The sequence below is a fragment of the Oceanobacillus sp. AG genome (assembly GCF_009746545.1).
GTDB classification, from domain to species: Bacteria; Bacillota; Bacilli; order Bacillales; family Amphibacillaceae; genus Oceanobacillus; species Oceanobacillus indicireducens.
Genome location: NZ_WOWT01000022.1, coordinates 49,045 through 73,748, shown reverse-complemented (window position 1 = coordinate 73,748; position 24,704 = coordinate 49,045). Strand labels below are relative to the sequence as shown.

Sequence of the window (24,704 nt, the reverse complement as noted above, 5' to 3'; positions counted from 1 at the left end):
AAACCCTGTTTGAATATTCCGCACTCTGAGTGAACACTATGCCCACCAATACATTCTATAAAATGGCGTTTGAGTAATTCTAAGAAAACAGGAGCATTTTGAAGATAATCAAAGTATATAGAGGGAGGAATGAGTGTTGCATTTACTAATCCAGATTTATTTGATCTAAAAGTTTACTTATATACGGATGGAGAAACGGAATTAATGAGAAGATCCTCTCGTGATGTTACTGAAAGAGGAACAAGTTTAGAATTTTTAAGGCAATCTCACGAAGAGCGTAGAATTCAGTATGAACTTTTTATGCATCCTTATCACCAGAATTTTGATATTGTTATTAAAAACTCCAATGAAGGTTATTTTCTTGAAAAAGACAATTTGAATTAGATTAAGATTCAACAAAGTAATAATCAAAAGAAAATCAGAATCTGGTTATAAGATAAAGTTCCTTCCAGTTGAACTACTATAAACCTTTCCACGGGGAGAACGTCATTTTTACTGGATAGATGTTTAAAATGCTTCCTCACGGGAATCTAAAACATAACGAATAATAAATAATGGAAGGAAGATTTCAGTGAGTATGACTATAGAAAAACAAAAAGCCAAAAAAGGATTGATTGTTGCTGGAATAATTGCTGGGGCTTCTCAATAATTCTTCTGAATAGCAATGCCCGCGAGAAAGTGAAAGATACCTCTAAGAACGTGAAGAATACTGTAAACAAATATGCTACTACAATTAAAGAAGACCCAAATGGTACGAAGGATGCTATTATCAATCGTATTCGGAATGCAACAGATATTTCTAAAGAGGCAATCCATAAAATACAGGAAATCTTGGATACGCAAGTTAACGACATTAAAGATACAACTAAAAATGTAGTTGAGGAATCAAAAGATGTAGTCTCTTCCGTTAAAAACGCAAAAGGTGAATTAGTCGATGTGAAAGATAGCGCAGTAGAGGCAAAGGATGAGCTACTATCTGCTAAAGACGACGTAAAGTCAAAGGTTGAGTCCAATAGCTAGGCGACACCAAATTCAACTAAAGGCTAAGCAATTACAAAGATACATCTTAATATCTTGAAGTACGATGCATATTTTTCAGCCGCTTCCGCCATTCTAATACTGAATGAAAGGTGGAGAGGCAATGTCAAGAAGAAATCGACAGGATATAGAGCCGAGTCCGCATCCTGATGGGTTGCGTGAGGGTGTTATGAATGATCCGGTCGGGGTGAAGCATGGTGTTTATTTAGATAACGATGCCATTCATCCTGAGGAAATAGCCGCGATTCGAAAGCAAAGTATCAAAACGATGGAAACAAATACAAAACAAGAGAAAAAGAAAGCCCCCTGATTTCGTGATATGCTCTCAATATGGTAGATAGAGAAATAATAAAAATTCTCTACTACTATATTGTGGGCATTTTCTATGTCTAAAAGAAGAAGTAAGCATACGTTACAAGAAAGAATTGATGCAATATTACGAGTGATTAAGAGTGGGACGTCTGTAAGTACAATTGCCAAAGAATATTCAGTTGATCGCACTATGATCTTATCAACAAGTGTATAGCTGGGTACGAAAATATGAAAAAGATGGGGAACAAGGTCTCCAAGATCGTCGTGGAAAAACTCTCGAGTCCAAGCATAGTCTTACCGAAGAAGAGAAATTACAACTTCGTATTAAAGAACCGGAACACCGTAATCAGTATTTAGAGGCGCAGAATGGCTTATAAAAAAAGTTGAAGGAAATCAAAGGGGGATGGGACCACGCGACTAGGTAAACGAAAAGTATATCCGTAACACAGATGCGTTTTTAAATAAGAAATTTTACTTTTCCATAAAAGAAGATTCAAACGCTTTCTTTTGTAGTATTATTAATAGAATAAGCTAAAACACAAAGACATAGCGAAAGGGGATAGTTATGACTTATAAGCTTGAAATTATGACGCAGGACCAAGCAAAGGACATTGCATATAATTGGCACTATGATGGTGAATATTCATTTTACGATATGGAAGCTGATAAAGAGGATTTAGAAGAATTTGTAAATCCAGAAACACGTGGGAATTCTGTGTATGCTGTCACTAATAGCAGTGAATAAATCGGCTTTTTTTAGTGTTAATAAAGTAATATTAATAAGGATTATCTATTGGCTAGTAAATACTTGGTTAATTCTAATAAACGGGCTCATAAAAGATGGTTTTATTAGGTTCGAAATAATTTTATAAGGAATCTGTTCAACAAAAAGTCCATTTTGTTGGAGACACTGCGAGGGGGACTGGGTAATGAGAAAAATATATAGGACGATACAAGTACTCTTAGTGATATTATTTTTTGCGATAATTATGGTTAGCAGCTATTCTACAACGGCAGTAAATGTAATAGGAGCAATAGGCATAGCGGTTTCTTTGTTATATATATTTCTCCACGGGAAACTTAAACGGGATAATGTTCGTAAGTAAGGGTAACTGGCAAATGGATTCAACGGGTAAGGTGATTATTGCGAGTCCAACAATGAAATAATAAGTTTTAAAAAGGAGATCGATTTTTATTCCGATAAATTAGATTGTGGAAATCTTTACTTAAAGTACAGGGTGTAAGTGTTAAGTAAGGCGATGATAGAAATCGCCATTTTTTCTTTTGTGTTATTAAAGTATACTGGAGATAGAGTCGTTTAATTATCGGAACAGTAATGTTTAATCGTGTAAATTCAGCGAAAATATGAAAGAAAGGGATGATTGAATATGTTGCGAGCGATTAAAACTGAACGAGGTTTCTAAAAAAATGCTTGAATTTGGTTTTAATGAACTTAATCTAAATCGAATTTGGGCATCAGTAATGAGTAAGAATAAAGCATCGGGTAAGGTAATGCAAAAAGTCGGGCTACGTTATGAAGGTACAATGAGTCTTTTATTGGTCCATTTTAAATATCATTGTGAATGATGAAAGAGGGCGAAAGATGAGTCTATACTACCGAATTTTATTAAAATTTGTTTTGACATTCATTGGAATTATTTTAATATCGGCTCTCCCAGCTCTGTTTGATGGAATGAAATTAGATATATCTTCCTATCTCTCCGGAGTAGGGTCTATTGCTTCCAGTTTAGTTGATCCAAAAGCAATAACATATGAAAATTTCCAAACAACATATTTCCTATTCCCAGGGATTTGGCCACTATGGAGATATTCTATGATTCTTCTTTTTGTTTCCTTTTTTATCGCATTTACTTTTGCTCTTGGGTCAACTCTAATCACTATGATAGTTACGGAGAAAATACGTAAAATAATCAGAGCCATTCTTTTTATCGGAGAATCCATTCCAGATATATTTGTAATTGGTATTTCGATAATGACTGCAATTTTTATCCGCAAACACACAAACCTACCTTTTTTTAGTATTGCGTCTTTTGGTGATAATCAAATTTTTGTCATTCCAATTATCGTTCTTACCATTTTACCGACAATATTTTTCTATCGTATTATGATTTATGATTTTGAGGAAGAAATATCTCGACAGTATATCGATGTTGCAAAGTCTAAAGGATTGTCAACTTACTCCGTTTTGTTTTCCCATGTATTGCGAAATGCTGTTATCAATATTTTTCTACAATCTAAATCTATAATCTGGTTTATGCTATCTAACCTACTTATGATTGAATATGCATTCAATATAGATGGTTTAATGCGGTTTATGCTTATGCATGGTTCGGTGCAGATATTGGCAATAGGACTGTTAACCATGTTTATTCCTATTTATATGATGCAGGCGTCCATACAGATTGTGATTGAAAAGATAACAGGTAAACAAGTGGAGGTTTAAGTTATGATTACAGGAATTATGATTAAAAGATTATTCAAGCATCCGCTTTTTTTATCTGGTTTTATATTTTTATTTTTATTACTAGCATCTAGTATTATGCACACCGTATTTTTTCAAGGAAAGATACCAGTTACTGATTTCTTAAGAAATAGTGAAGGGAGCATAACTGCAGCTGCTCCATTTAACCCCCTCGAGGTACCTCCACTTGGTACAGACGAGGTAGGAAGACATATTTTTGTTTTATTAATACAAGGTGCAAAATATACAATTGGTATTTCTATACTTGTGGCTGGTTTGCGGGTGATGATTTCAGCTATCATTGGTCTGTTTTTCGAAAATTACTTTTCAAAACTCAATCGGTACATAAGCGGCTTAGTAAATGGATTTTATTTTATTCCAGCTGCACTTATTTGTTATATTATTTTGGTTGATGTACTTTTTACTCCACACGGTGAAGTTGATGGGTATAGTATATTACAAAAAATGATTTTCCAATTTTTCGTATTAACCATTGTAGCAATACCGACTTTGTCCTTGTTGATAGGAAATCAACTCAACCACTTTTATAAACATGAATTTATTACATCTGCAAAAACACTTGGAGGGAGCAAGTTACATATACTTCATAAGCATGTGCTACCATATATGATTCCCGTTTTACTCATTCAGTTTATACAGGAAATAATCAAGGTATTGATTTTATTGATTCACCTTGGATTTTTTCATTTATTATTTGGCGGAACAATAGAACAACAACTTGATGACACCCAAGATGCATATATTTCTGTATCTAGTGAATGGTCCGGCATGGTTGGTAATGGATTCAACCACTTAAGCGGTTGGTCTTGGATGTTTTTTAGTGTGGTTATTTCCTTTACATTTGTCATTCTTGCATTAAAGTTAATGACTAAAGGAATAGAAGATGTTTTTCTCGAGGATAGATTTATGACTGGAAAAACCATTAAACAACACAAAAGAATATAATCTCTGTTCAAAAACAAAAAGATTTAGCATTTAATTTTTTACGTATCTTACGGAAATTGATTTTACGCTAATTATTAATAGAATAAGAATACCATAGAGTAAGTTGTTGGAGGATCTGTTACCATTTAAATATCACAGAAAATTCGCGGAATAGGGGAAGTCTGACACTAATAAAAAAGTTTATGCAACACTAATGATAATCCAACCAAGAACAAGCGTCGTAACTTACCGCGAGTTGAAGGTTGGATTTAAATTACTAATCCTACCGCCAGAAGGACGCTTGTTCAATAAAACAAAGCCAGAATGGGTGCGAGTTAAAATCAAAACTTCCATCCTGAAATCTAGTCAACAACTATATAAGTTGCGTGAACCGGGCCATGTACGCCAACAATCAGATTCATTTCAATATCTGCACTATTACTTGGGCCTGAAATGAAGCTGACACAAGATGCAATATCTTCGCCCTTTGCAATTGCTTCATGAATTTGCTGTGTTGCTTGTGTCATGCGAGGGACAATTGTTTCCCTTGGGATAATCGCGATATAGGAATGGGGTAACAGGCTAATCGTGCGCCCGTGATCTTTATGATGGAATAATGTCACCGTAGCAGATTCAGCTAGTGTAATATCACTAAACGTAATACCAATATCTGCTCTTTCGGCAAAAATTTGATTTTCTTTTTGCCTTTTATAATCCCATATATGAGTTTCTATATTTTGTTCGATTTCATGAAATAGATTGGCTAATCCATATTCCTCATTTCGTGGATCATTAGGGACTATTATTGATTTCCCATTATAAGCCTCAATCGTTTCCTTAAGAACCCGCTCTAACCCATTTTTATCTGTCCGTTTAAAAACAGTATGAATGATTTTACATTGTTTTTCTAGTACATCTATTAAATTCTCCTGCGTCTGTCCTTTTAATACTTCAAGCTGAGGATTGACACTCCATTTTGGTCGTTCGACTCCTTCTGTACGGCGTGGACGGCCAAGACTCGCAGCTATACGATTTAAAAATTGATCCCTGTTTTGAATCGTCATTTTGCTTCTCCACTCTTTTCTCTCTCTTTATACCACGATCGGAATGATTGTTTACTTGGTGCAGGGAAATTACGTGAAGTTGTCCAATCTTTTAATGGTCCTGGTCCATTTTCAATTGTGTCATCTTTTGTCCAAGGCTTCATTGCAAGGCGTGCCATTTTTGTACTCAACTTATATGCAGCGGGACTTGAAGACCATTTGGCATAGCCCTTCATCATCATCTTTTCTGCTGTCGGTGCTTTTTTTTCTTTTTCTACAATAATTTGACGGTGTTTGATCAGCATGTCATGTAGTGGAATTTTAACAGGGCATGCTTCCGTACAAGCCCCGCATAACGATGAAGCATAAGGTAATTCTGTGTGATCTTGATAGCCATCGAGTAATGGTGTAAGTACTGCACCAATCGGACCGGGGTAAATGGAATTGTAAGCATGCCCGCCAATATGGCGATACACGGGGCAAACATTGATACAGGCAGCACAGCGAATACAATGAAGTGCGGCTTGAAATTCTGTTCCTAAAATCTTCGAACGGCTATTATCCACAATGACAAGATGGTAATCATCTGGACCATCCATTTCATCTTCCAAGCGCGGTCCGGTGTAAGCCGTTATATAGCTTGTTAATTTTTGACCAACTGCTGATCTTGTCAATAAACCAACAAGGATTTCCATCTCCTCCCAAGTTGGTACAATTCTTTCCATACCCATTACAGTAACAAGTGTATCGGGGAGAGTTGTTGCCATTTCTGCATTCCCTTCGTTCGTTACGAGTGTAATGGTACCGGACTCTGCAATCGCAAAGTTACAACCTGTAATTCCAACATCAGCGGATAAAAACTCCTTTCGTAACTGGTCACGTGCGAATGATGCAAGTTCTTCGGGTTTATCCGAGTTGGTGTAGCCTCTTTTTTCCGCAAATGTTTCGCGAATTTGCTCTTTATTTTTATGGAGTGCTGGTGTGACAATATGGGATGGTGGATCTTCATCTAATTGCAAAATCCATTCACCAAGGTCTGATTCTACTACTTCCACACCACCTAGTTCCAATGCATGGTTTAAACCAATTTCTTCGGTAACCATTGATTTTGACTTGACTACCTTTTTGGCTTCTTTATTCTTTATTACGTTTTGAATATATTCGGTTGCTTCTTCAGCGGTGGATGCAAAGAAGACATTACCACCTCTTCTAGAAACTTGATCACTTAACTGCTGCAAATAATAATCAAGGTTTTCCACTGTGTGCTTGCGGATTTCTTCTCCCAATTGACGCCAATCTTCCCAGTTTCCAAGTTCTTCTGCCTGCGTAAGTTTTCCCGTTCTGAAACGTCCCTGTGCAGAGGAGACAGCCTGGCGCATAAAATCATTTTCAATTCCCTTTTGAACACGTTCTTGATACGAAGATTCATTAATTTGTATGCTCATGAATAGACCTCCTTTTACTCAGTCGGTTGTATTTAAAATCTCTGTTATGTGCACCACTTCTACTTTTTTTCCTTCTCGTTGCATTCTACCGCCAATATTCATCAGACAGCCCATATCCCCGCCAACAAGATAATCTGCCTTTGTTTCTGTCACATGTTGTGATTTTTCTTTTACCATTTCTTCTGAGATAGCAGCATTTTTAACGGAAAATGTGCCACCGAAACCACAGCAATCTTCTTTTACCGGCAACTCGATAAACTCGATTCCTTCAATTTGTTCTAATAATAGAATAGGTGCATCGTTAACTCCTAAAATCCGTGTCATGTGACAAGATGGATGATAGGTAATCCTGCCATTAAACGTAGAACCGACATCAACAATCCCCAGTACATCGACTAGAAATTGTGTTAATTCGTATGATTTTTCAGCTAATTCCTTCGCGCCTTCTTCCCATTCTTTGTCACCCTTAAATAGATTAGGGTATTCCTTGAGCATACCAACGCAGGAGCCTGATGGGCCAACTACATAATCTGAATCTTTGAACGCGCGTATCATCTGTTTCATTGGTTGTTTTGCTTCCTTAACATAACCACTATTGTATGCTGGTTGACCGCAGCAGGTTTGTAATTCCGGAAAGTCAACATCACAGCCAACCCGTTCTAGTATTTCAACCGTATCTTTCCCGACATTTGCCGAGAAAATATCACATAGACATGTAATAAACAATGAAACTTTCACTAGGTTCACTTCCCTCTATTAAAAAATCGCGGTTAAACAAATATAATAACCTACTATAATAGTAGTTCGACCAGCCACGGAGCTATCACAGAAATAGCTACCGCACTAACGACGACCAGAAGCGGGGGTATTACAGACCGTTAATACGTGATAAATGATAGAACCGAAAAGTACGCCTCCAAATCCAGCAATTACCACAAAAACACCGTATAAAAAATAATATGAAAAATGATTTTACATATGTGTAACAATTTTTAAAACACCCCCAATCATCAAGTGATGAGTGAGAATTGTAATCAGCAGGATGGCTCTACTTTTAGTCAAGTGTTTCTTTATTAAGTAAAATCAAAGATTCAATCACTATTTATGCGATGTTAGTGATTATATGATTGACGCAATTAAATTCACAAGGTTCTGAATTATAATATACTCTAATATTATATTTAACGAAAGCAAATTGCTAGTACTGTATCAATGCACGATGCAACAAACTTATTTAAACTGGGGTCTATATTTTAGTAATTAATCGTGATAACAGGAAGAGAGAGTATTTTCTGTTCTCCTAACTATTTAAATTTTATAAAAAGATGTTATCATAATATATAATCTTTACCGTATATAGATAAAATGTGAGGGGTGATTTGTTAATTGATCAACTAGGGAATTAAAGCACTAATACTAAACATAAAAATGAAGAAGGGGAGAGGGAATTTATGTATCCAACTATTCTTAGACATCCTGGGCCTACGCCTATACCTAAAAAGGTGGAACTGGCAATGGCGCAAAATATGATTAGCCACCGTTCAGAGGAATTTGTTAAGCTCTACCGAGAAACGATGGAACGTGTAAAACCTATATTTGGGACGAAACAAGAAATTTTGCTTTTACCTTCAGGTGGGACGGCCGCGCTTGAAGCAGCTGTGGTCAATTCTGTTTCTCCTGGGGAAGAAATAGTTGTGATCACAGTAGGCGCCTTTGGGGATTATTTCGTCTCGATATGCGAGAAATACGGCTTAAAAGTACATAAACTTGAAAAAAATTGGGGAGAGGCCTGTACGGAGAGTGAGCTGATTGAATTTTTAAAGCCGTTATCCAATATTAAGGCTGTCTTTGCAACGCATAATGAAACTTCAACAGGAATCATTAATCCTATAAAACAATTAGCAAGAGTAGTTCAGGAACATTCAGATGCTCTCTTTATAGTGGATAGCGTGAGCGGTATTGGAGGGGTGTCCGCCCGAATGGATGAATGGGGTATTGATATTTTAGTAACCGGTTCACAAAAAGCAATGATGCTTCCTCCAGGTCTCGCCTTATTAGCAGTTAGTGAAAAAGCATGGAAGGTGATAGAGGCTAATCGTTCGACTGCTTATTATTTAAATCTATTAAGTTATCGTGATTGGGCAGAAAAAGGAATGACTCCCAATACCCCGGCGGTTTCCCTTATTATGGGACTTTCTGCTGTGTGCGATTTAATTGAGGAGGAAGGTGGGATTGCGAAAACAGCTGAAAGACACGAAGTCATGAAAAATATGGTTCGATCAGCCATGAAAGCATTGTCGATTGAATTGTTAACAAGCGACGAATTTGCATCCCCAACAATTACAGCAATCCGCACTCCTGAAGGATTGGATCTTGCAACATACTTAGCCCACTTAAAGAAAAAGTATCAACTAGATTTTGCGGGTGGTCTTGGTCACCTTCAAGGTAAAATTTTCAGATTTGGGCATATGGGGTATTGTTTCCCTAGCGATGTTCTTCAAGCTGTTTCCCTTATGGAAGCCGGATTACAAGATTTTGCTTATCCATTTGAGCCTGGAGCTGGGGTCAAAGCGGCACAAGATGTTTATTTGTCCTCATTAAGACAGCGAAGCCCAGTGTTTTAATTAGTTTATTTAAAAAATATTGCAAGAAATCCCCTTCAAATTGTATCGTAATTAGGAGGGGATGAATTGCAAGGTGTTGAACCATTAAAAACAAGCTTGATATTAAGCGAATAATGGTTAATCTATAATTAAATTTATCAGAATATAAATTAAAATGTAAATATTTCATAATCCATTACGTGAAGATTGATAGCTTTGGTTAGATAGCTTCATTGCGTTCAACAACGCAAGATCAAAACTAAAATTTAATGAAAGTGATTTCGGGGTGCAGATAACTAAACGGCAGGCTCGGATTATTCTGGGGTAAGAACGTAACCATTTGTCCAAAGGAGGATTCATATGATTTATTCAGACACAGAAAGTATTTTGCCAGAAGAACAAGTAAAAGTAAATAATGAACGAGAGCATCTCCTTGGCAATAGCGGCATGCAAATCATGGAAGCTTATTCCGAAGCGGATATTTCCAAAGTGCTCACCTTTGCTTATGAACATGAAAAAACAGTTAACGTGATTTCTGGTGGGACGAAGCAAGGTTTTGGCGGGGAATCAGAAAGTGCAGATATATTATTATCGCTTGCAAACTATAAAGGCATTGTAGAACATTCTGTCGGAGATCTAACAATGACGGTGAGGCCTGGAACAACCCTCAAAGAAATTACAGATGAACTGGCGAAAAAAGGGCAATTTGTCGCTCTTGATACAGCTTGGCCGGAAATGGCGACAATCGGTGGCATCATTTCTGCTAATGACAGTGGGCCAAAGCGATTGCTCTACGGCTCAGCGAGAGATTTAGTCATTGGCCTGCGGGTTGTTTATGCAGACGGCAGGGTAATTCGAACAGGTGGAAAAGTGGTTAAAAATGTTGCTGGCTATGATATGAATAAACTTTTTATCGGTGCGATGGGAACGCTTGGTGTGATTAGTGAAATTACGATTAAACTGCGCCCGCTTCCCAAATATGAAGGACTTTCGCTCATTCATTTTCCCGAGGGAAGTGAAAATAAAATTCATGATTTTTCCGTTTCCTTGCTTGACTCCGTAATGGAACCAGTGACCTTAGAGTTATTAACTCCGACTCTTGCTGAAATATTAACCGGAAAGAACAGCTACATCTTAGGAATAGCCTTTGAGGACAGGGAAAAAGCGGTGCTCGAGCAGGTAAAGTGGATAAGAGAAAATCTACCTGAGGGTGTGGGACATACCGTAATGTATCAGGAAGAAGCAAAGAAATGGTGGGAAGACTTCCGGCAGATTGGACCAAACGGCTACAATGATGAAGTTGATGAGGCAAATACTTGGGCAGCGTTGAAAATCGGCAGCAACAACATGGATGTACTTGGTAATCTTGAAGCGGCTGAAAAGCTTGCAGAAACCCATCACCTAATACTCCAAGGACACGGCGGCTTAGGGCACGGCATTTCACGCATATATATAAAAGGCCGCCCCGATGATATCGTTTCTTTCATTAAAAAATTAAGAGCAAAAACAGAAGAGAAAAACGGGTTTGTTGTTTGTACGCACTTGCCGTTTAAGTTAAGGGAAACGGTCAGTGTTTGGGGCGTTAAACCAGCGCACTTCGCACTTCTAGAAGGGATTAAGCAAGCGAATGATTCGAAGCGTATCCTGAACAGAAAACGATTTGTAGGAGGAATATGACATGAATGTGGGTGAAAAAGAAAAAGAGACAATGAACCTTGTCAATATGCTGGAAAAAGGTGGACCCGCCTGTGAAACGAAGACCTTGGGAAATTATATTTGGGATGATTTACCTGATCCGGATAAATGGGCGGATTGTGTGCATTGCGGCATGTGCTTAGAGGCATGCCCGACATATCAGGAAACAGGAGAAGAACAGCATTCGCCAAGAGGTCGGGTTTATTTAATCCAAGCAGTCGCAGAAGGAAAAATTGATATTAATGAAGCGTTCTCCAAGCCAGTATTTGACTGTCTTGATTGCAGAGCCTGTGAAACAGCTTGCCCGGCAGATGTTCAGGTTGGTGGTTTGATTGAGGAAGCCCGGGGCCAAATCCGTCAAGCAATGCCTTTAAAAGGTTTTAAAGGTACTGTCAGCAAAACGGTTTTAAATGGCATTTTCCCAAATAAGAAACGGCTGAACATGCTTGGCGGTCTCATACGGTTTTATCAGAAAAGCGGTATGCAAACAATCGCTAGAAAAACGGGTGTGCTGAATGTAATGCCAAATCATATGAAGGATATGGAAGCGATTCTTCCGGAAGTTGGAAAACCTGTGCTTGGCAGATATCCGGAAGAGGTCCCGGCGGAAGGGAAGGTGAAAGAAAGAGTTGGTATGCTGACCGGCTGTGTGATGGATATCATGTTCAGTGATGTGAACGAAGCGACCATTCGCGTTTTAAATCATAATGGTTTTGAAGTCGGCTTGCCAAAACAACAAGGATGCTGTGGTGCCCTTCATATTCACGCTGGTGATAGAAAGACGGGGAAGGAACTCGCAAAACGGAACATAGAAGCCTTTAAAGATTTTGATAAAGTGCTGGTCAATGCAGCTGGGTGTGGCTGTGCGCTCCAGGAATATGATGAGCTATTCCGCAATGATCCGGAGATGCTCCCGCTGGCGGAAGAGTTTTCCCAAAAGATAGAGGATGTTTCCAAGTTTTTATATGACAATGATTTTAAACGGCCAAAATCTGCAATCAACACAAAGATTACGTACCATGATGCGTGTCATCTGGCGCACGGGCAAGGGGTCCGCTTTGAACCACGCCAGCTTTTGCAAGAAATCCCGGGTGTAGAAATGGTAGATTTGCCTGATGCAGACAGATGTTGTGGCAGCGCGGGAATTTATAATCTCACACATCCCGAAATGGCAGGTAAACTGCTTGACCGGAAGATGGATGATATACCGGATAATGTGGAAATGATTTCAATGGGTAACCCTGGCTGCATGCTGCAAATTGCAATGGGGGTCAAGAAGCATGGCCGTAGTGAAAAGGTTGTTCATACCATCCAACTGCTTGACTGGGCCTATGAAAAAGACAAACAGCTATTGAAATCATAAGAAATGAGGGAGGTGCTCGGCTTGTTTGGAAAAAAGCGTAAAATACAAGGGTTGGATGCTGTCATTCAGAAATTAATGGCTATCGTTGGAGAAAATGAAGTGCTTTATAAAAAGGAAGACCTCATATCCTATGAATGTGACGGTTATACGATGTATAAGGGGATGCCGCGAGCCGTTGTATTTGTAAAAGATACACAGCAGGTTTCTCAAGTGGTGAAATGTTTAAATAAAGAAGAGATCCCGTATATTGCAAGAGGGGCAGGAACGGGCTTGAGCGGAGGGGCGACACCGCTGGGCGGGGAAGTGCTCATCAGTTTGGTGAAAATGAAGCGAATGCTCCATCTGGACCTGGAAAATAGAAAAGCAGTAGTGGAACCAGGTTATATTAACTTGAAATTGACCCAATCTATTTCAGATAAAGGCTACTATTATGCTCCGGATCCTTCCAGTCAGTATGCATGCACGATTGGTGGAAATGTCGCCGAAAATTCGGGTGGTGCCCATTGTTTGAAATACGGGGTGACCACAAACCATATATTAGGGCTTGAAATGGTTCTCCCGAGCGGAGAAATTGTGGAAATCGGGGAAGAAGGGGTTCCAGACCAGCCAGGATATGACTTATTAGGCTTACTTACCGGTTCTGAGGGAACACTTGGAATTGTGACAAAGGTTACGGTGAAAGTTTTAAAAAATCCCGAGGGAAAGAAAACGGCGCTTGCCTACTTTGATGATATTGATGATGCCAGCCAAGCTGTCTCGGATATTATCGCTGCAGGTATCATTCCTGCCGCACTGGAGATGATGGATGAGATTGCCATTGAAGGCGTGGAATCAGCCGCTTACCCAGTAGGACATCCAAGGGACATTGCCGCATTTCTTCTGATTGAGGTGGATGGAATTGCTGTAGGGATTGATGACCAGATTGAGGAAATTCTCACGGTTTGTAAACAAAATAATGTCCGTGAAGTAAAAGTCGCTAAAGATGAAGCTGAACGTAGCCTCTGGTGGGCAAACCGCAAGATGGGTTTTGGTGCAATGGGGGCAATATCCCCGGATTATCTTGTGCAAGACGGAGTAATTCCGAGAACCCGATTACCGGAAGTCTTAGCAAAAATCACACAAATTAGCAGGAAGTATGATCTCCGGATTGCAAATATCTTTCATGCAGGGGATGGAAATCTTCATCCGCTAATTTTGTTTGATGCAAGCGTTCCAGGTGAAAGTGAACGTGCATCTAGAGCAGGTTCAGAATGTTTGAAGGTCTGTGCAGATGTCGGTGGATCGATTACGGGTGAACATGGGGTCGGGATTGAAAAATCAGCCGAAATGCGTTTTATTTTTACGGATGAAGAGATAGCAGCGCAAACAAATATCCGCAACGTATTTAACCCGGAAGACTTGTTGAATCCAGGTAAACTATTCCCACAGCCCGGACGCTGTGTTGAAATAACAGGGCGAGACCACGAAGAATTGCATCCTGTTCAATAAGTTAATAGAAAACGATTTAATACAAATGAGGAAGCAACGGGGACTGTTGTATGAGAGCGATTAGCGATGAAGTTTATCAGATTAAAAGATAGATAGCATAACTTTCAGGGCACTTTTTAGCACGCATTAACGGTCTGTCATAACCCCCACCTCTAAACAGGAGGGAAGCCCGACATGTGAAGGTGTGGGATATACAGTCCGTAAATCCCTGATTCTGTTCAACTAACATTCAGTCGGGGAGGTAAAGAATTCCCCACTGAATGAAGCTTCAGTTTACGAAGCTTCGTTGGTATTCCGATTTAGAGCATTTCTATAAAAGAAAAAGACAATTTTGTTAACGCTTCCAAAGGTGAGTGTCATTATCCGTTATGCTGATTAGACAAGTATGCGGCCTTATGCGCAACTTTGATAGAGAGGGTTGAAATAATATGTAAAATATATGGAACTAGTGAACTTCAAGATTCGGTACAGCAAGAGGCAACATAACAAAATGGAGGAAAACCCCACCATCATCATTAAGCAATAATCAGAAGTAATAGTATTGCTTAATATAAATGAAATCCAAGGAGGGAAAAAAATGGGGGATGGAATGTTAGCTATTCTGGCGTTACTTCCGATTATTGTTGTTGCAGTCTTTTTAGTAGGATTAAAGTGGCCTGCGAGTAAAGCGATGCCGCTATCTTACATCGTTGCAGTCCTACTGGCACTTTTTGTCTGGGATGTAGCCTTTCCGCAAGTTGCCGCTGCTTCTATTCACGGTCTAATCGTTGCTGTCACCTTATTATTTATTATTTTCGGTGCGATTTTACTATTGAACACTTTACAGGAAAGTGGAGGTCTGCACACGATTCGTCGCGGTTTTACAGATATTTCACCAGACCGCCGTATTCAGGTCATTATCATTGCTTGGCTGTTTGGCTCGTTTATTGAAGGTTCTGCAGGATTTGGTACACCTGCAGCTGTTGTAGTACCGTTAATGGTTGGGCTTGGGTTTCCGGCAATGGCTGCGGTTGTTGCTGGCTTGGTAATTCAAAGTACCCCAGTATCATTCGGAGCTGTTGGAACACCAATGCTTGTGGGAGTAGGTTCAGGAGTTGAGCCACTTACACAAATCACAAATCTTTCAAGTTTTATTTTCGATGCTGCTACTAAAGTAGCCGCACTTCATTTTATTGCAGGATTATTTGTCCCATTATTTTTAGTTGGGATCTTAACGAAATTTTTCGGGAAAAACAAATCATTTAGCGAAGGTCTGAAGGTATGGAAGTTTGCGATATTTGCAGCACTTGCGATGACGATACCGTATATTATTGTTGCTAATATATTAGGCCCTGAATTTCCAGCGTTGCTTGGAGGATTAATTGGACTCGCAATTGTAATTCCTGCTGTCCAAAAAGGTTTTCTTACCCCAAAAGGGGAAGATGTCTGGGATTTTGAGGAAAAAGACCGCTGGGATCCAACCTGGACCGGTCGGGTTGAACTGAAAAACAACGAAATTTATGCAGGTAAAATCAGCATGTGGCGCGCATGGGCTCCTTACGTATTGATTGCTGTATTTTTATTGATTTCAAGATTGACGGTAGTTGGAGATTGGCTTAAGTCTGTTGAGATCGTAGTTCCTAATATTTTTGGATCAAATATTAGTTCCAGCTGGGAAATTTTATTTTCTCCAGGTTTTATTTTTATTGTTGTTGCTGTAATCACATACTTTATGCACAGAATGAAACCAAGCGATTTTGCGAGGGCATGGAAGACGTCCGGTAAAACAATAATTGCTGCCAGTTCTGCACTTGTGTTTACGGTTCCGATGGTACAGGTATTTATCAACACAGCAGGCGGAGCAGCGGGCTACCCAGAAATGCCAATTGCTTTAGCGGAAGGTGTGGCAAATCTTGCAGGTTCCGTGTATCCGATTTTCGCAACATTTATTGGAGGGATCGGAGCATTTGTAGCTGGTAGTAATACAGTCAGTAATATGATGTTTTCTTACTTTCAATTTGGAGTAGGTGAACGCATTGGCGCTGATCCCTCTTGGGTAGTTGCCCTTCAGGCAGTTGGTGGCGCAGCAGGTAACATGATTTGTGTGCATAACGTCGTAGCAGCATCAGCTGTTGTTGGGCTCGTAGGAAAAGAAGGTCACGTTATTCGTAAAACGCTTCTGCCGTTTTTCTATTATTCACTTTTAGCGGGATCCATCGGCTATTCCATAATATGGACAGCAGAAAAAGGAATATTTAATATTGGCTCAATCCTTGCACTGATTATTTGGACCATTGCGATTTATATTATTGCGACAAACAACAAGCGCTTGAATGCGATTGGAGGAAATAAGAAGAGTGCATAAATTACTTTCGTTTCGCTCTTTTAGGTAGATTTAGATTGAGTTTTACCACGTATTAACGGTCTGTAAAAGCCCCCACCTCTAAACATGGGGGAAGCCCAACATGTGAGGTTGGGGGATATATAGTCCGTAAATCCCCACTGAATGAGTTTCACTTTATAACGCTGCTAACTCCAATGTACATAGCGTGACTTTGGAGTTAGCAGCATTTAATATTTTACATAATGATTTTTAGGCTGGGATTTTACTGAAATTCTTGCGCTTGTGTCCAGTGGATAAGGAATATCTAGTTTGTTCGTAATAGTGAAGTTTCAGTTCTCGGATAAACTTTTACTTACTTTCATGCTCAGTGATCTGTATTGTCAATTTTTTGATGTTCCTCGTCGTTCTGTTGCTTAAGGATGACATAATATTGCTCTGAACCGAGTCCACCTTCATTAATCATGTCTGCAATTTCCCTGGAGCGTGTTTCCTTCGTTCGGTCAATTGTAATTTTTTGTTTTTCATGATTAGGCATTTTAGAAACCTCCTTTCTTCCTTTCGTTTTAACGGAAGTTCGGATTATTTACTCTATTACGTAATAATTTATATTCACTTTCTCTATATGCGGTTAATACGCATATAATGAAAGATTGGTTGACTAATTACCGTAAATTGCTTATCATTTAAGAGCATCAATACATCATTGAATAAACGCATTAATTCACTAAAGTATTCTAGAGTGATTTTAAGGACTGTTATATTCTAAGTATGTAAATAGATTTTTAGAAAATAACGGAGGATACAATGAAGAAGAGCATAACCTTTACAAAATCACTCATTCCAATAATCGGTTTAATCATTGCAGGAGCAAGTTCTATTTTCATTTGGGATGCTGGCATGAGTTTTCCGTTAATCGTTGGAGTGATATTAGCTTCCATCATGGCTGTTCGTTCTGGGTGGGAGTGGAATGAAGTTCAAAAGATGATGGCAAATGGTGTAAGCAGGGTTTTGCCAGCATTGTTTATTTTATTAACGATTGGTATGATTATAGGATCCTGGATAGCTAGTGGGGCGATTCCTACGATGATTTACTATGGCATGATGCTGATTAGTCCGGCCTGGTTTGTTCCAATCACTGGCCTTGTGACGGGGATTGTGTCCATTACACTTGGAACATCCTTCACCTCTATCGCAACAGTCGGGATAGCTTTTATGGGAATTGGTGACGCATTAGGATTTTCTCCGGCACTTGTTGCGGGAGCTATTGTTTCTGGAGCGTTTTTTGGAGATAAACTATCGCCACTGTCTGACACAACAAATATTGCTGCGGCGATGGTTGAAACAGATTTATTTAGTCATGTTAAACATATGTTATGGGATACGATTCCTGCATTCTTGCTAGCACTTGGATTATTTTGGATGATCGGGAAATCTGAAGTGACGGATATTAAATTGGATTCAGCTTTGATTGATATGTTCATGGAAACGTTAAACGATGCTTTTGTAATTCATCCATTGTTATTACTGCTTCCAGTCTTTACTGTTTTTTTAATGATTAGGCGGGTGCCGGCACTACCGGCTTTAATGAGTGTTGGTTTATTGGGTGCTGCTATTGCTGTCGTTATTCAAGGAAGTTCTATTGCGTCAACTGTTCAAGCAATGTCAACTGGCTTTGCAATCGAGACGGGTGTTGAAGCTGTTGATTCCTTATTAAATCGTGGCGGGTTTACCTCCATGCTGGAGACAGTTGGTATCTTAATTGTTGCCACAGCTTTTGGTGGTATCCTAGAAGAAACGGGATCATTTAAAGTCTTAACAAGAAAACTGTTGGAGAAGGTAAAGACAACCGGATCTTTAATCGCCTCTACCTTATTAACCACTTCTGTTGTTGTGTTAGCAAGTGGAGAGCAATATTTATCTATTATATTGCCGGGAAGAACCTTTGTGCAGAAATATAAAGAAATGAATATTGATACGAAAAATTTATCTAGAACAGTTGAATCAATGGCTACGGTTGGCATAAACCTTGTGCCTTGGAGTGTGACCGCAGTGTTTGCCTCGGGAATTCTAGGAGTAAGTGCTTGGGAATACATACCATATGCATTCTTTATTTATCTTGTTCCATTGATAAACCTGCTGTTTGGGTTTACTGGATGGACGATTGCTAGAAAAGATTATAGCGAATAAGAGCTATAAAGTAAATAAAAAGCCTATCCCAATGGGGAGAAAGGCTTTTTATTTTTGTACGAATTATTTAATGGTAGCGGCCCCAGTTTCCATCTGCAACTCTACGGAGAGATGATCACATAACGCATCAACAAAATCCGCACTGTCATTTAAGTATTCACTTTGCACGGCGCTCATGCCAAGCCCCTTCGCCTTATTGATCGCATCCGTTGTAATCTCCTGGATCGCTTCAATATTTTCTATAACGGACAGTGCTTCAATAAAGATAACGGCTGGGACGTTTTTTGCATGTAGCTCATCAACTACATCAAGCACATCCGGCCCTAACCAGCGCTGGGGAAGAGGTTTACCGCTCCGATAAGCTAGATGGTAGTCTTTAACAGGAAGAGAATCGGCAACCTTCTTAGCCAATGTTTCGTATTGCATAATCATCGTTTGATGTGCTTTCGGAACGCCGGGCTTGCTGTGGACCGTGAACACGATTTCCGCTTGCTTTCGTTCCGCTTCTGGCAGCCATTCGTAAGCGGTTTTCGCACGGTCAGCTAAAACTTCGACAAATTGGTCATGATCACAGTAGGTTGCTACATGGACGATTTTCGTTTGGTCATTTTCTTCCCGAAATATTTTGGTGAATCGCTTTTCATATGCATTACTGCCCGTAAGCGAATCAAATGGTGTGAGACTGAATGTAGCGATTCGCTTCGGGTTTAGCTTAATACATTCCTCAGCAACGGTTTGAATCGATGGTTCTGTATGGTGGTTGGCTACATAGACAATCCATTTTTCACCAGATTCTTTCGTTAATTTCTTTACCAATGCTCGGCCGACGCGTGCTGTATTCGCTCCTAAAGGGTCAGCCATGCCGTGTGCCTCATATGTCTTGACCCCTGCAGCGATATTTTCCTCTGTAGCTGTTCCATGATAAATATCATTGTAAAATCCAGCAACATCATCAATCGACGTGAGACTTCCATAACTAAATAAAACAAGAATATTCATTGAATCACTCCAATCCATATATCCAATCAACCATAATCTCAAGTCCTTTAATTACTTCCACGTTTGGGTTCATTAAATATTTTACATCAAGCAATTTGACTCGGTCGTTTTCAATTGCTTGCAGACTACCCCAGCCGGGATTCTCACTTAATTCGGTGAAATCTTCTTCCCCATTACCAAAGAAGTCAAGCAGGAAAATATAATCCGGATCCATCTTCATCACTTGTTCAATGGAAGCGGGAGTAGAGCCTTCCAAGCCGATTTGATCCACTGCAGGTGTTGCTCCAGCTAATTGGATTAAATCATAGGAAATGTTTCCAGGTCCCATCATGAATGGTCCGGTTCCTGCTCCGACTTCCGAAAGAACTAAGACAGATGGTGCATCTTGATCTTCTGGAATTTTACCTTGAATTGCTGTGATATCATTTTCCATCTGTTCAATCAATTCGGCTGCTTTTTCCGTTTCTCCAACTGCTTGACCGATTACTTCGATATTTTCCATGAATTGGGCAAGTGTACCCATCGTTTCAAAAGTAATAATCGGTAGGTCAATTTCACTTAAAATACTGCTCGCATCTTCTTCCTGCCCATGCATTTTCGTTAGTAAAAGTAAATCTGTTTCATAGGCGAGGACTTCTTCTGGATCAATATATGCCGCCGTAGAAACCCGATTAGGAATTTCCTCGGCCTTTTCGGTATGTGTTGACAAATGTTCATCTTCAGCAGAACTAGAGATAGCGACAACTCTGCTTGGATCGACAAGTTCCAGTAAAATTTCCGTTACGTCAAGCGATAATGGTAAAATATTTTCCGGTTTTTCATTGATTGTTATTTCTTCCCCATCATGTTCAATCGTTACTGGAAAATCTTGTGTATTTTTGTCTTCTGCGGTTTCAACTTTATTACCGTCTTTCGCTTCTTCTGTATTCGTTCCATCAGTCGATCCGCAGCCAATTAGAAATATGGCGATACATAATATACTGCTTACAATAAATAGATTCCTTTTCATTGTATTCCTCCTCGAACATGATTCCCTTTTTAAAGAGGGGTTACGTTTAATGCATCGATTAGTTCATCCCGTCTTATTTTCGCATCGATATGGTAGGTTTCTTTTAATCTTTCTTCTGTCAATACTTCATTTGAATGGCCAAATGTCCTTACTTCGCCATTTTGCAGCAAAAGTAGCTTCTCTGAAAAGCGGGAAGCAAGATTCAAGTCATGCAGCACTGTTACAACTGTCTTACCCTGGGACGTGAGTGCTTGCAGTAATTTTAATATGTGCATTTGGTAATAGATATCAAGGGCGGAGACTGGTTCATCGAGTAAAATCAACGGTGCATCTTGTGCGAGAGCTTTTGCGATAAAGACGAGCTGTCGCTGACCACCGGACAAATTCAGGATGGAATCATCCCGAAAGCGCCACGTATTCGTTGCGAGCATCATTTCTTTTATGATCTCTTCGTCAGCTTTATTGGATTGTAAGAATTCACGATGAGCATGCCTCCCCATGGAAACAACCTCTTTGACATTGAAATTGAAATCGATATGGGTATCCTGGGGAACATAGCTTAAGTGTCGTGCCATTTCTTTATGGGAGTATGCTTTCTGATCCTTACCGGCAATCTTTATTTTTCCTTCCTTAGCAGTGATCAGTTGGGCAATTGTTTTCAGTAAAGTTGTTTTCCCGCTGCCGTTCGGACCAATTAGACCGATAAATTCGCCTGGCGCGACATGAAAGTTTATGTTTTTTAAAATCTGTTTATCACCGAGCGTTACATGTAAATTGCTAACATCGATCATAAAGACACTCCTTTGTAAGCTCTGATAATAAGAAAGACAAATAATGGGGCACCGATCAGGGCACTCACAACACCAACCTGCAATGTGATCGGCTGAATGACCATTCGCGAAATTAAGTCTGCTAAGATAAGGAATGCTGCCCCGCCAAGTGCACTTGCCGGTAAGAGTAGTCGGTGATCTGGCCCGATAGCAAGCCTTAATATATGCGGAACAACGAGTCCGATAAAGCCGATGATTCCACTAACAGCAACTGCTGCACCGGTGATTAATGCGGCAATGGTAAGCACAAAGTTGCGAGTAACCCGCGTGTTGATTCCCGAAGTTTTCGCATGATCTTCGCCGAGGAGCATCATATTCAACTGGCTGCCAAATAAGAATAAGATGATAATACCAATGGTAATCGGAATCGAGATAATGAGGACATGCTCCCATGTTCTGGCTTCAAGGCCTCCCTGCAACCAGAAAACGATGCCTCGCAGTTCTTGTTCGTTTTTAGATGTAGCGACGAGCACGTTCATCATTGCCGAGAAAAAGGAATTGACACCGATGCCGAGTAAAAGTAATACCGCTATACTTCGCTGATTCGTCGCTTTCCAGACAATGATGATGACAAACATAGCGAATAGGGCACCAATAAATGCAGATATTGGCAGCAACCACTGATTTATTGCTGACCAACCAAAAAATATCGCACAAACAGCACCGAGAGCAGCCCCGCTGGAAACACCGATATAACCGGGTTCAACGAGAGGGTTACGAAACAAGCCTTGCATTGCAACACCGGCAACCGCTAAAGCAGCACCGACAAAGCTTGCGACAAGTACGCGGGGAAGGCGGACCTCTGTAATGACGACCCACTGTTGGTCTGTGAAACCAGCATAATTAATGAGCTGTAGTTTATGTAAAAATATCATAATCGTTTCTTTAAAAGGAATCGAAATCGGTCCTAGAGAAACCCCTACGATAAACGCGACAGCTAGAATGATTGTCATCAGCACTAATGTAATTGTTGTTTTAAAGACGCGATTACGCTTCCATCTCATTGTTAATTTATTCATAAAGCACCTTCAATTTGTACTCCTCTCGGGTGGTAAGGGTAGTTGGATTTTCTTTTTATCACGTATTAACGGTCTGTAATATCCCCATCTTTAAATAGGAAGGAAACCCAATATGTGAAGGTCGGGGATAAACAGTCTGTAAATACCTGATTCTGTTCAACTAATATTCAGTGGAAGGAAGGTAAGGATTTCCCACTGAATGAAGTTTCACTTTATTGAATTACCATTATAGCAAAAAGAGGCAAGTTCTTCTTGCTTTTCGAGGAAATGTACTGAATCATTCATAATTTTATTAAAAAAGGCAGCGTTTCATCCAATTTTGTGGAAAAACACTGCCCGCTTGATTTCTAATATCTTATTTCGTACTTTCCACGGTGTTCCTAACGCCGGCAATGCCCAGCGGTCAAGGCCGTACTAATCGGGGACTTTCCAGGCTAGAATGACGAGGATTGCAACCAGCAGCATGCTTGATCAAGAAGTGGGTTCAAGTATCATATAAATCGACATACAATTGTCCTTTGGAATCGATTTGTGCTAAAAATACATCACTAATATCATAGGCGCCTTGCTTTTTCACTTCTGTTTCTAGCCATTCAGCAGTGAACCCTAACACTTCCATGCTTTTTGTCATCATTTTTCCATCCATAATTAAAATCATCGGACCATGTTCCAAGGGAATTGGCATGTTTAACATTTTTGCAGTAACCGGTTGCTGATCGGTTTTTAACATAATACTTAATTTACCGTTCGTCTCTAATATAGCCATTTCAACGTCAGACACTTTAAAAACGTCTTTTTCCCTTAATAAGAGCATTAATTCATTGAGATTCATCAGATTCTTTTTCATATTCTTCTCAAGAATCTTGCCGTTTTCTATAAGGGTTGTCGCTTTTCCATCTGTCAGATTAGAGAATGCATTGGATTTCATTCCGATATAGGAGCAAGATTGGAAAGAGCCCCCACACGAATAATGACATTAAGCCATTCAATGCCTTAACATTCTGGTCAACAGACATTGTTGCAGCAATCGAGCCAATCGTGATCCCAACACAATAATCAAAAAATGTAAGCTGGGAAATTTGTTTCTTTCCCATCATTCTCGCCATGAGAAATAATAATAAAAAAGCTGCGATTGAGCGTAGTAAGATTAATATCAGTTCCGGCATCTTTTTTCCACCTTTTACATTTATTATTTAGCTTTAGTATGGGGCAAGATATGCATATCAATTCATGGAAAAGGAGGAGCATTTCTTTGCGTAAAATGATCGGTTTTATCTGTTTATTTGTCTTACTTGTTGGTTGTGAAAATAATTTCGGCGGTCAAGCTTTCTATGACCAGATTAAGGAGATAGAAAGCAGGGTGGAAGCAGAAGATTGGGAAGACGTCGTGGTGAAAGCTGAAGAATTGAAGGAATTGTATAAGCAAGATAAGTGGAAATTGCAATTATTAGGGGATGAGGATGAATATGAGGGCTTATATGAAGCCATCAATAAATTAATCACTGCGGGAAAAGGGAAGGATGAGGCGAACGTTCGGATGGAATTGTCCGGTATTCATACGCGTATTGAAGATATTTATTCGTTGTGACGAACGAGGCTTAGGTTTCCCCTAAACCTCGTTTGATCTTTTTCTGTCTATAAGCGGTCCAAGCTGTTTTTAAAGCAGAATATGTTCCAACTGCGGCGGCTCCGTAAAAGGCTCCCATAAAAAACCTGCCCATAAATCACCTCGGTGACTGATGAATATGGAAATAATAAATCCGATAATGCTTGCTATCGTTGGGAAGAAGGCCCTGGGAATTGGAAAAAGTTTAAAGCATTGGGTTAATAGAACGACAGCTGGAACTGCAATGACACCATCCCAGAAATTAGTATGAATCGTCGGGAAATCCAAAGTAACTCCTCCTTTTTTAGTAATATGCC

At 39.6% G+C, this 24,704-nt stretch carries 22 protein-coding genes and 4 pseudogenes; 15 read left to right on the top strand and 11 right to left on the bottom strand.

Going from position 1 to position 24,704, the window contains the following annotated elements:
• Window positions 1-126: 126 nt before the first annotated feature.
• The 8 genes and pseudogenes from GN217_RS12680 to GN217_RS12640 all read left to right on the top strand — a co-directional run.
• Window positions 127-384: pseudogene (locus GN217_RS12680) on the top strand (phosphoribulokinase); the annotation flags it as partial.
• A 315-nt stretch (window positions 385-699) separates the two neighbouring features.
• The gene (locus GN217_RS12675) at window positions 700-1,020 is read left to right on the top strand and encodes a hypothetical protein (protein WP_156857041.1); all 321 of its coding nucleotides are present in this window, start codon (window positions 700-702) and stop codon (window positions 1,018-1,020) included.
• Window positions 1,021-1,141: 121 nt separating this feature from the next.
• Window positions 1,142-1,348: a hypothetical protein gene (locus GN217_RS12670; RefSeq protein WP_156857040.1), complete on the top strand. Its 207-nt coding sequence runs from the start codon at window positions 1,142-1,144 to the stop codon at window positions 1,346-1,348.
• Between the two features lie 196 nt (window positions 1,349-1,544).
• Window positions 1,545-1,724 (top strand): annotated as a pseudogene (locus tag GN217_RS12660) (helix-turn-helix domain-containing protein); the annotation flags it as partial.
• Between the two features lie 191 nt (window positions 1,725-1,915).
• On the top strand, window positions 1,916-2,095 hold the full coding sequence (locus tag GN217_RS12655; RefSeq protein WP_232334431.1) for a hypothetical protein: 180 nt from the start codon (window positions 1,916-1,918) through the stop codon (window positions 2,093-2,095).
• 668 nt (window positions 2,096-2,763) lie between these two features.
• Window positions 2,764-2,898 (top strand): annotated as a pseudogene (locus tag GN217_RS19225) (GNAT family N-acetyltransferase); the annotation flags it as partial.
• Between the two features lie 55 nt (window positions 2,899-2,953).
• Window positions 2,954-3,814: an ABC transporter permease subunit gene (locus GN217_RS12645; protein WP_156857036.1), complete on the top strand. Its 861-nt coding sequence runs from the start codon at window positions 2,954-2,956 to the stop codon at window positions 3,812-3,814.
• A 3-nt stretch (window positions 3,815-3,817) separates the two neighbouring features.
• Complete coding sequence (locus GN217_RS12640; protein WP_156857035.1) at window positions 3,818-4,798, top strand: ABC transporter permease subunit; 981 nt, start codon at window positions 3,818-3,820, stop codon at window positions 4,796-4,798.
• Window positions 4,799-5,139: 341 nt separating this feature from the next.
• Here GN217_RS12640 and GN217_RS12635 read toward each other — a convergent pair whose 3' ends face one another.
• From GN217_RS12635 to GN217_RS12625, 3 genes are read right to left on the bottom strand one after another with little or no spacing between them, the layout of a single operon-like run.
• On the bottom strand, window positions 5,140-5,841 hold the full coding sequence (locus tag GN217_RS12635) for a LutC/YkgG family protein (RefSeq protein ID WP_156857034.1): 702 nt from the start codon (window positions 5,839-5,841) through the stop codon (window positions 5,140-5,142).
• On the bottom strand, window positions 5,838-7,265 hold the full coding sequence (locus GN217_RS12630; RefSeq protein ID WP_156857033.1) for a LutB/LldF family L-lactate oxidation iron-sulfur protein: 1,428 nt from the start codon (window positions 7,263-7,265) through the stop codon (window positions 5,838-5,840). Before GN217_RS12630 ends, GN217_RS12635 begins: the two co-directional genes overlap by 4 nt.
• An 18-nt stretch (window positions 7,266-7,283) precedes the next feature.
• Window positions 7,284-8,003, bottom strand: coding sequence for a (Fe-S)-binding protein (locus GN217_RS12625; protein WP_156857032.1), 720 nt, complete (start codon window positions 8,001-8,003; stop codon window positions 7,284-7,286).
• A gap of 713 nt (window positions 8,004-8,716) precedes the next feature.
• On the opposite strand from GN217_RS12625, the gene GN217_RS12620 reads away from it, so the two are divergent.
• The 5 genes from GN217_RS12620 to GN217_RS12600 all read left to right on the top strand — a co-directional run bounded on the left by GN217_RS12620 (window position 8,717) and on the right by GN217_RS12600 (window position 16,758).
• On the top strand, window positions 8,717-9,889 hold the full coding sequence (locus GN217_RS12620; RefSeq protein WP_156857031.1) for a pyridoxal-phosphate-dependent aminotransferase family protein: 1,173 nt from the start codon (window positions 8,717-8,719) through the stop codon (window positions 9,887-9,889).
• 339 nt (window positions 9,890-10,228) lie between these two features.
• Window positions 10,229-11,545 carry an FAD-binding oxidoreductase gene (locus tag GN217_RS12615; RefSeq protein WP_156857030.1) on the top strand — a complete coding sequence of 439 codons (1,317 nt, stop codon included), beginning with the start codon at window positions 10,229-10,231 and terminating at the stop codon, window positions 11,543-11,545.
• Window positions 11,546-11,576: 31 nt separating this feature from the next.
• Complete coding sequence (locus GN217_RS12610; RefSeq protein ID WP_198042652.1) at window positions 11,577-12,926, top strand: (Fe-S)-binding protein; 1,350 nt, start codon at window positions 11,577-11,579, stop codon at window positions 12,924-12,926.
• A gap of 75 nt (window positions 12,927-13,001) precedes the next feature.
• Window positions 13,002-14,414 (top strand): FAD-linked oxidase C-terminal domain-containing protein, encoded by a 1,413-nt coding sequence (locus GN217_RS12605; protein ID WP_232334435.1) that lies wholly within the window; start codon window positions 13,002-13,004, stop codon window positions 14,412-14,414.
• 577 nt (window positions 14,415-14,991) lie between these two features.
• The gene (locus GN217_RS12600; protein ID WP_156857028.1) at window positions 14,992-16,758 is read left to right on the top strand and encodes an L-lactate permease; all 1,767 of its coding nucleotides are present in this window, start codon (window positions 14,992-14,994) and stop codon (window positions 16,756-16,758) included.
• 343 nt (window positions 16,759-17,101) lie between these two features.
• Here GN217_RS12600 and GN217_RS12595 read toward each other — a convergent pair whose 3' ends face one another.
• The gene (locus tag GN217_RS12595; protein ID WP_156857027.1) at window positions 17,102-17,272 is read right to left on the bottom strand and encodes a hypothetical protein; all 171 of its coding nucleotides are present in this window, start codon (window positions 17,270-17,272) and stop codon (window positions 17,102-17,104) included.
• A 269-nt stretch (window positions 17,273-17,541) separates the two neighbouring features.
• Here GN217_RS12595 and nhaC point away from each other — a divergent pair, with 269 nt between their 5' ends.
• A complete protein-coding gene (gene nhaC, locus GN217_RS12590; protein ID WP_156857026.1) occupies window positions 17,542-18,924 on the top strand; it encodes a Na+/H+ antiporter NhaC in 1,383 nt (460 codons plus the stop codon).
• A gap of 63 nt (window positions 18,925-18,987) precedes the next feature.
• Here the strand turns inward: nhaC and GN217_RS12585 are convergent, their stop codons facing one another.
• The 6 genes from GN217_RS12585 to GN217_RS19010 form a co-directional block, all read right to left on the bottom strand.
• Window positions 18,988-19,941 carry a ferrochelatase gene (locus GN217_RS12585; protein ID WP_156857025.1) on the bottom strand — a complete coding sequence of 318 codons (954 nt, stop codon included), beginning with the start codon at window positions 19,939-19,941 and terminating at the stop codon, window positions 18,988-18,990.
• Entirely contained in the window at window positions 19,928-20,932 is a 1,005-nt protein-coding gene (locus GN217_RS12580) for an ABC transporter substrate-binding protein (protein ID WP_156857024.1), read from the bottom strand. The genes GN217_RS12585 and GN217_RS12580 overlap by 14 nt, the downstream gene beginning before the upstream one ends.
• A 29-nt stretch (window positions 20,933-20,961) precedes the next feature.
• On the bottom strand, window positions 20,962-21,723 hold the full coding sequence (locus GN217_RS12575) for an ABC transporter ATP-binding protein (RefSeq protein ID WP_156857023.1): 762 nt from the start codon (window positions 21,721-21,723) through the stop codon (window positions 20,962-20,964).
• Window positions 21,720-22,766, bottom strand: coding sequence for a FecCD family ABC transporter permease (locus GN217_RS12570; protein WP_156857022.1), 1,047 nt, complete (start codon window positions 22,764-22,766; stop codon window positions 21,720-21,722). The genes GN217_RS12575 and GN217_RS12570 overlap by 4 nt, the downstream gene beginning before the upstream one ends.
• Before the next feature lie 499 nt (window positions 22,767-23,265).
• Window positions 23,266-23,709, bottom strand: a complete 444-nt coding sequence (locus tag GN217_RS12565) for a DUF421 domain-containing protein (RefSeq protein ID WP_232334430.1) — start codon at window positions 23,707-23,709, stop codon at window positions 23,266-23,268.
• A complete protein-coding gene (locus GN217_RS19010) occupies window positions 23,687-23,947 on the bottom strand; it encodes a DUF421 domain-containing protein (protein WP_232334429.1) in 261 nt (86 codons plus the stop codon). Before GN217_RS19010 ends, GN217_RS12565 begins: the two co-directional genes overlap by 23 nt.
• An 86-nt stretch (window positions 23,948-24,033) precedes the next feature.
• Here GN217_RS19010 and GN217_RS12560 point away from each other — a divergent pair, with 86 nt between their 5' ends.
• Entirely contained in the window at window positions 24,034-24,369 is a 336-nt protein-coding gene (locus tag GN217_RS12560; RefSeq protein WP_188858529.1) for a DUF4363 family protein, read from the top strand.
• A 10-nt stretch (window positions 24,370-24,379) separates the two neighbouring features.
• On the opposite strand, the pseudogene GN217_RS12555 reads toward GN217_RS12560, so the two are convergent.
• Window positions 24,380-24,675 (bottom strand): annotated as a pseudogene (locus GN217_RS12555) (hypothetical protein).
• Between the last annotated feature and the right edge of the window lie 29 nt (window positions 24,676-24,704).

Excerpts from the sequence above, each read along its gene's own strand:
- GN217_RS12670 (WP_156857040.1), top strand. The coding sequence starts at position 1,142 with ATGTCAAGAAGAAATCGACAGGATATAGAGCCGAGTCCGCATCCTGAT.
- GN217_RS12655 (WP_232334431.1), top strand. The coding sequence starts at position 1,916 with ATGACTTATAAGCTTGAAATTATGACGCAGGACCAAGCAAAGGACATT.
- GN217_RS12645 (WP_156857036.1), top strand. The coding sequence starts at position 2,954 with ATGAGTCTATACTACCGAATTTTATTAAAATTTGTTTTGACATTCATT.
- GN217_RS12640 (WP_156857035.1), top strand. The coding sequence starts at position 3,818 with ATGATTACAGGAATTATGATTAAAAGATTATTCAAGCATCCGCTTTTT.
- GN217_RS12635 (WP_156857034.1), bottom strand. The coding sequence starts at position 5,841 with ATGACGATTCAAAACAGGGATCAATTTTTAAATCGTATAGCTGCGAGT.
- GN217_RS12630 (WP_156857033.1), bottom strand. The coding sequence starts at position 7,265 with ATGAGCATACAAATTAATGAATCTTCGTATCAAGAACGTGTTCAAAAG.
- GN217_RS12620 (WP_156857031.1), top strand. The coding sequence starts at position 8,717 with ATGTATCCAACTATTCTTAGACATCCTGGGCCTACGCCTATACCTAAA.
- GN217_RS12615 (WP_156857030.1), top strand. The coding sequence starts at position 10,229 with ATGATTTATTCAGACACAGAAAGTATTTTGCCAGAAGAACAAGTAAAA.
- GN217_RS12610 (WP_198042652.1), top strand. The coding sequence starts at position 11,577 with ATGAACCTTGTCAATATGCTGGAAAAAGGTGGACCCGCCTGTGAAACG.
- GN217_RS12605 (WP_232334435.1), top strand. The coding sequence starts at position 13,002 with ATGGCTATCGTTGGAGAAAATGAAGTGCTTTATAAAAAGGAAGACCTC.
- GN217_RS12600 (WP_156857028.1), top strand. The coding sequence starts at position 14,992 with ATGGGGGATGGAATGTTAGCTATTCTGGCGTTACTTCCGATTATTGTT.
- GN217_RS12595 (WP_156857027.1), bottom strand. The coding sequence starts at position 17,272 with ATGCCTAATCATGAAAAACAAAAAATTACAATTGACCGAACGAAGGAA.
- nhaC (WP_156857026.1), top strand. The coding sequence starts at position 17,542 with ATGAAGAAGAGCATAACCTTTACAAAATCACTCATTCCAATAATCGGT.
- GN217_RS12585 (WP_156857025.1), bottom strand. The coding sequence starts at position 19,941 with ATGGATTGGAGTGATTCAATGAATATTCTTGTTTTATTTAGTTATGGA.
- GN217_RS12580 (WP_156857024.1), bottom strand. The coding sequence starts at position 20,932 with ATGAAAAGGAATCTATTTATTGTAAGCAGTATATTATGTATCGCCATA.
- GN217_RS12575 (WP_156857023.1), bottom strand. The coding sequence starts at position 21,723 with ATGATCGATGTTAGCAATTTACATGTAACGCTCGGTGATAAACAGATT.
- GN217_RS12570 (WP_156857022.1), bottom strand. The coding sequence starts at position 22,766 with ATGAGATGGAAGCGTAATCGCGTCTTTAAAACAACAATTACATTAGTG.
- GN217_RS12565 (WP_232334430.1), bottom strand. The coding sequence starts at position 23,709 with ATGAAATCCAATGCATTCTCTAATCTGACAGATGGAAAAGCGACAACC.
- GN217_RS19010 (WP_232334429.1), bottom strand. The coding sequence starts at position 23,947 with ATGCCGGAACTGATATTAATCTTACTACGCTCAATCGCAGCTTTTTTA.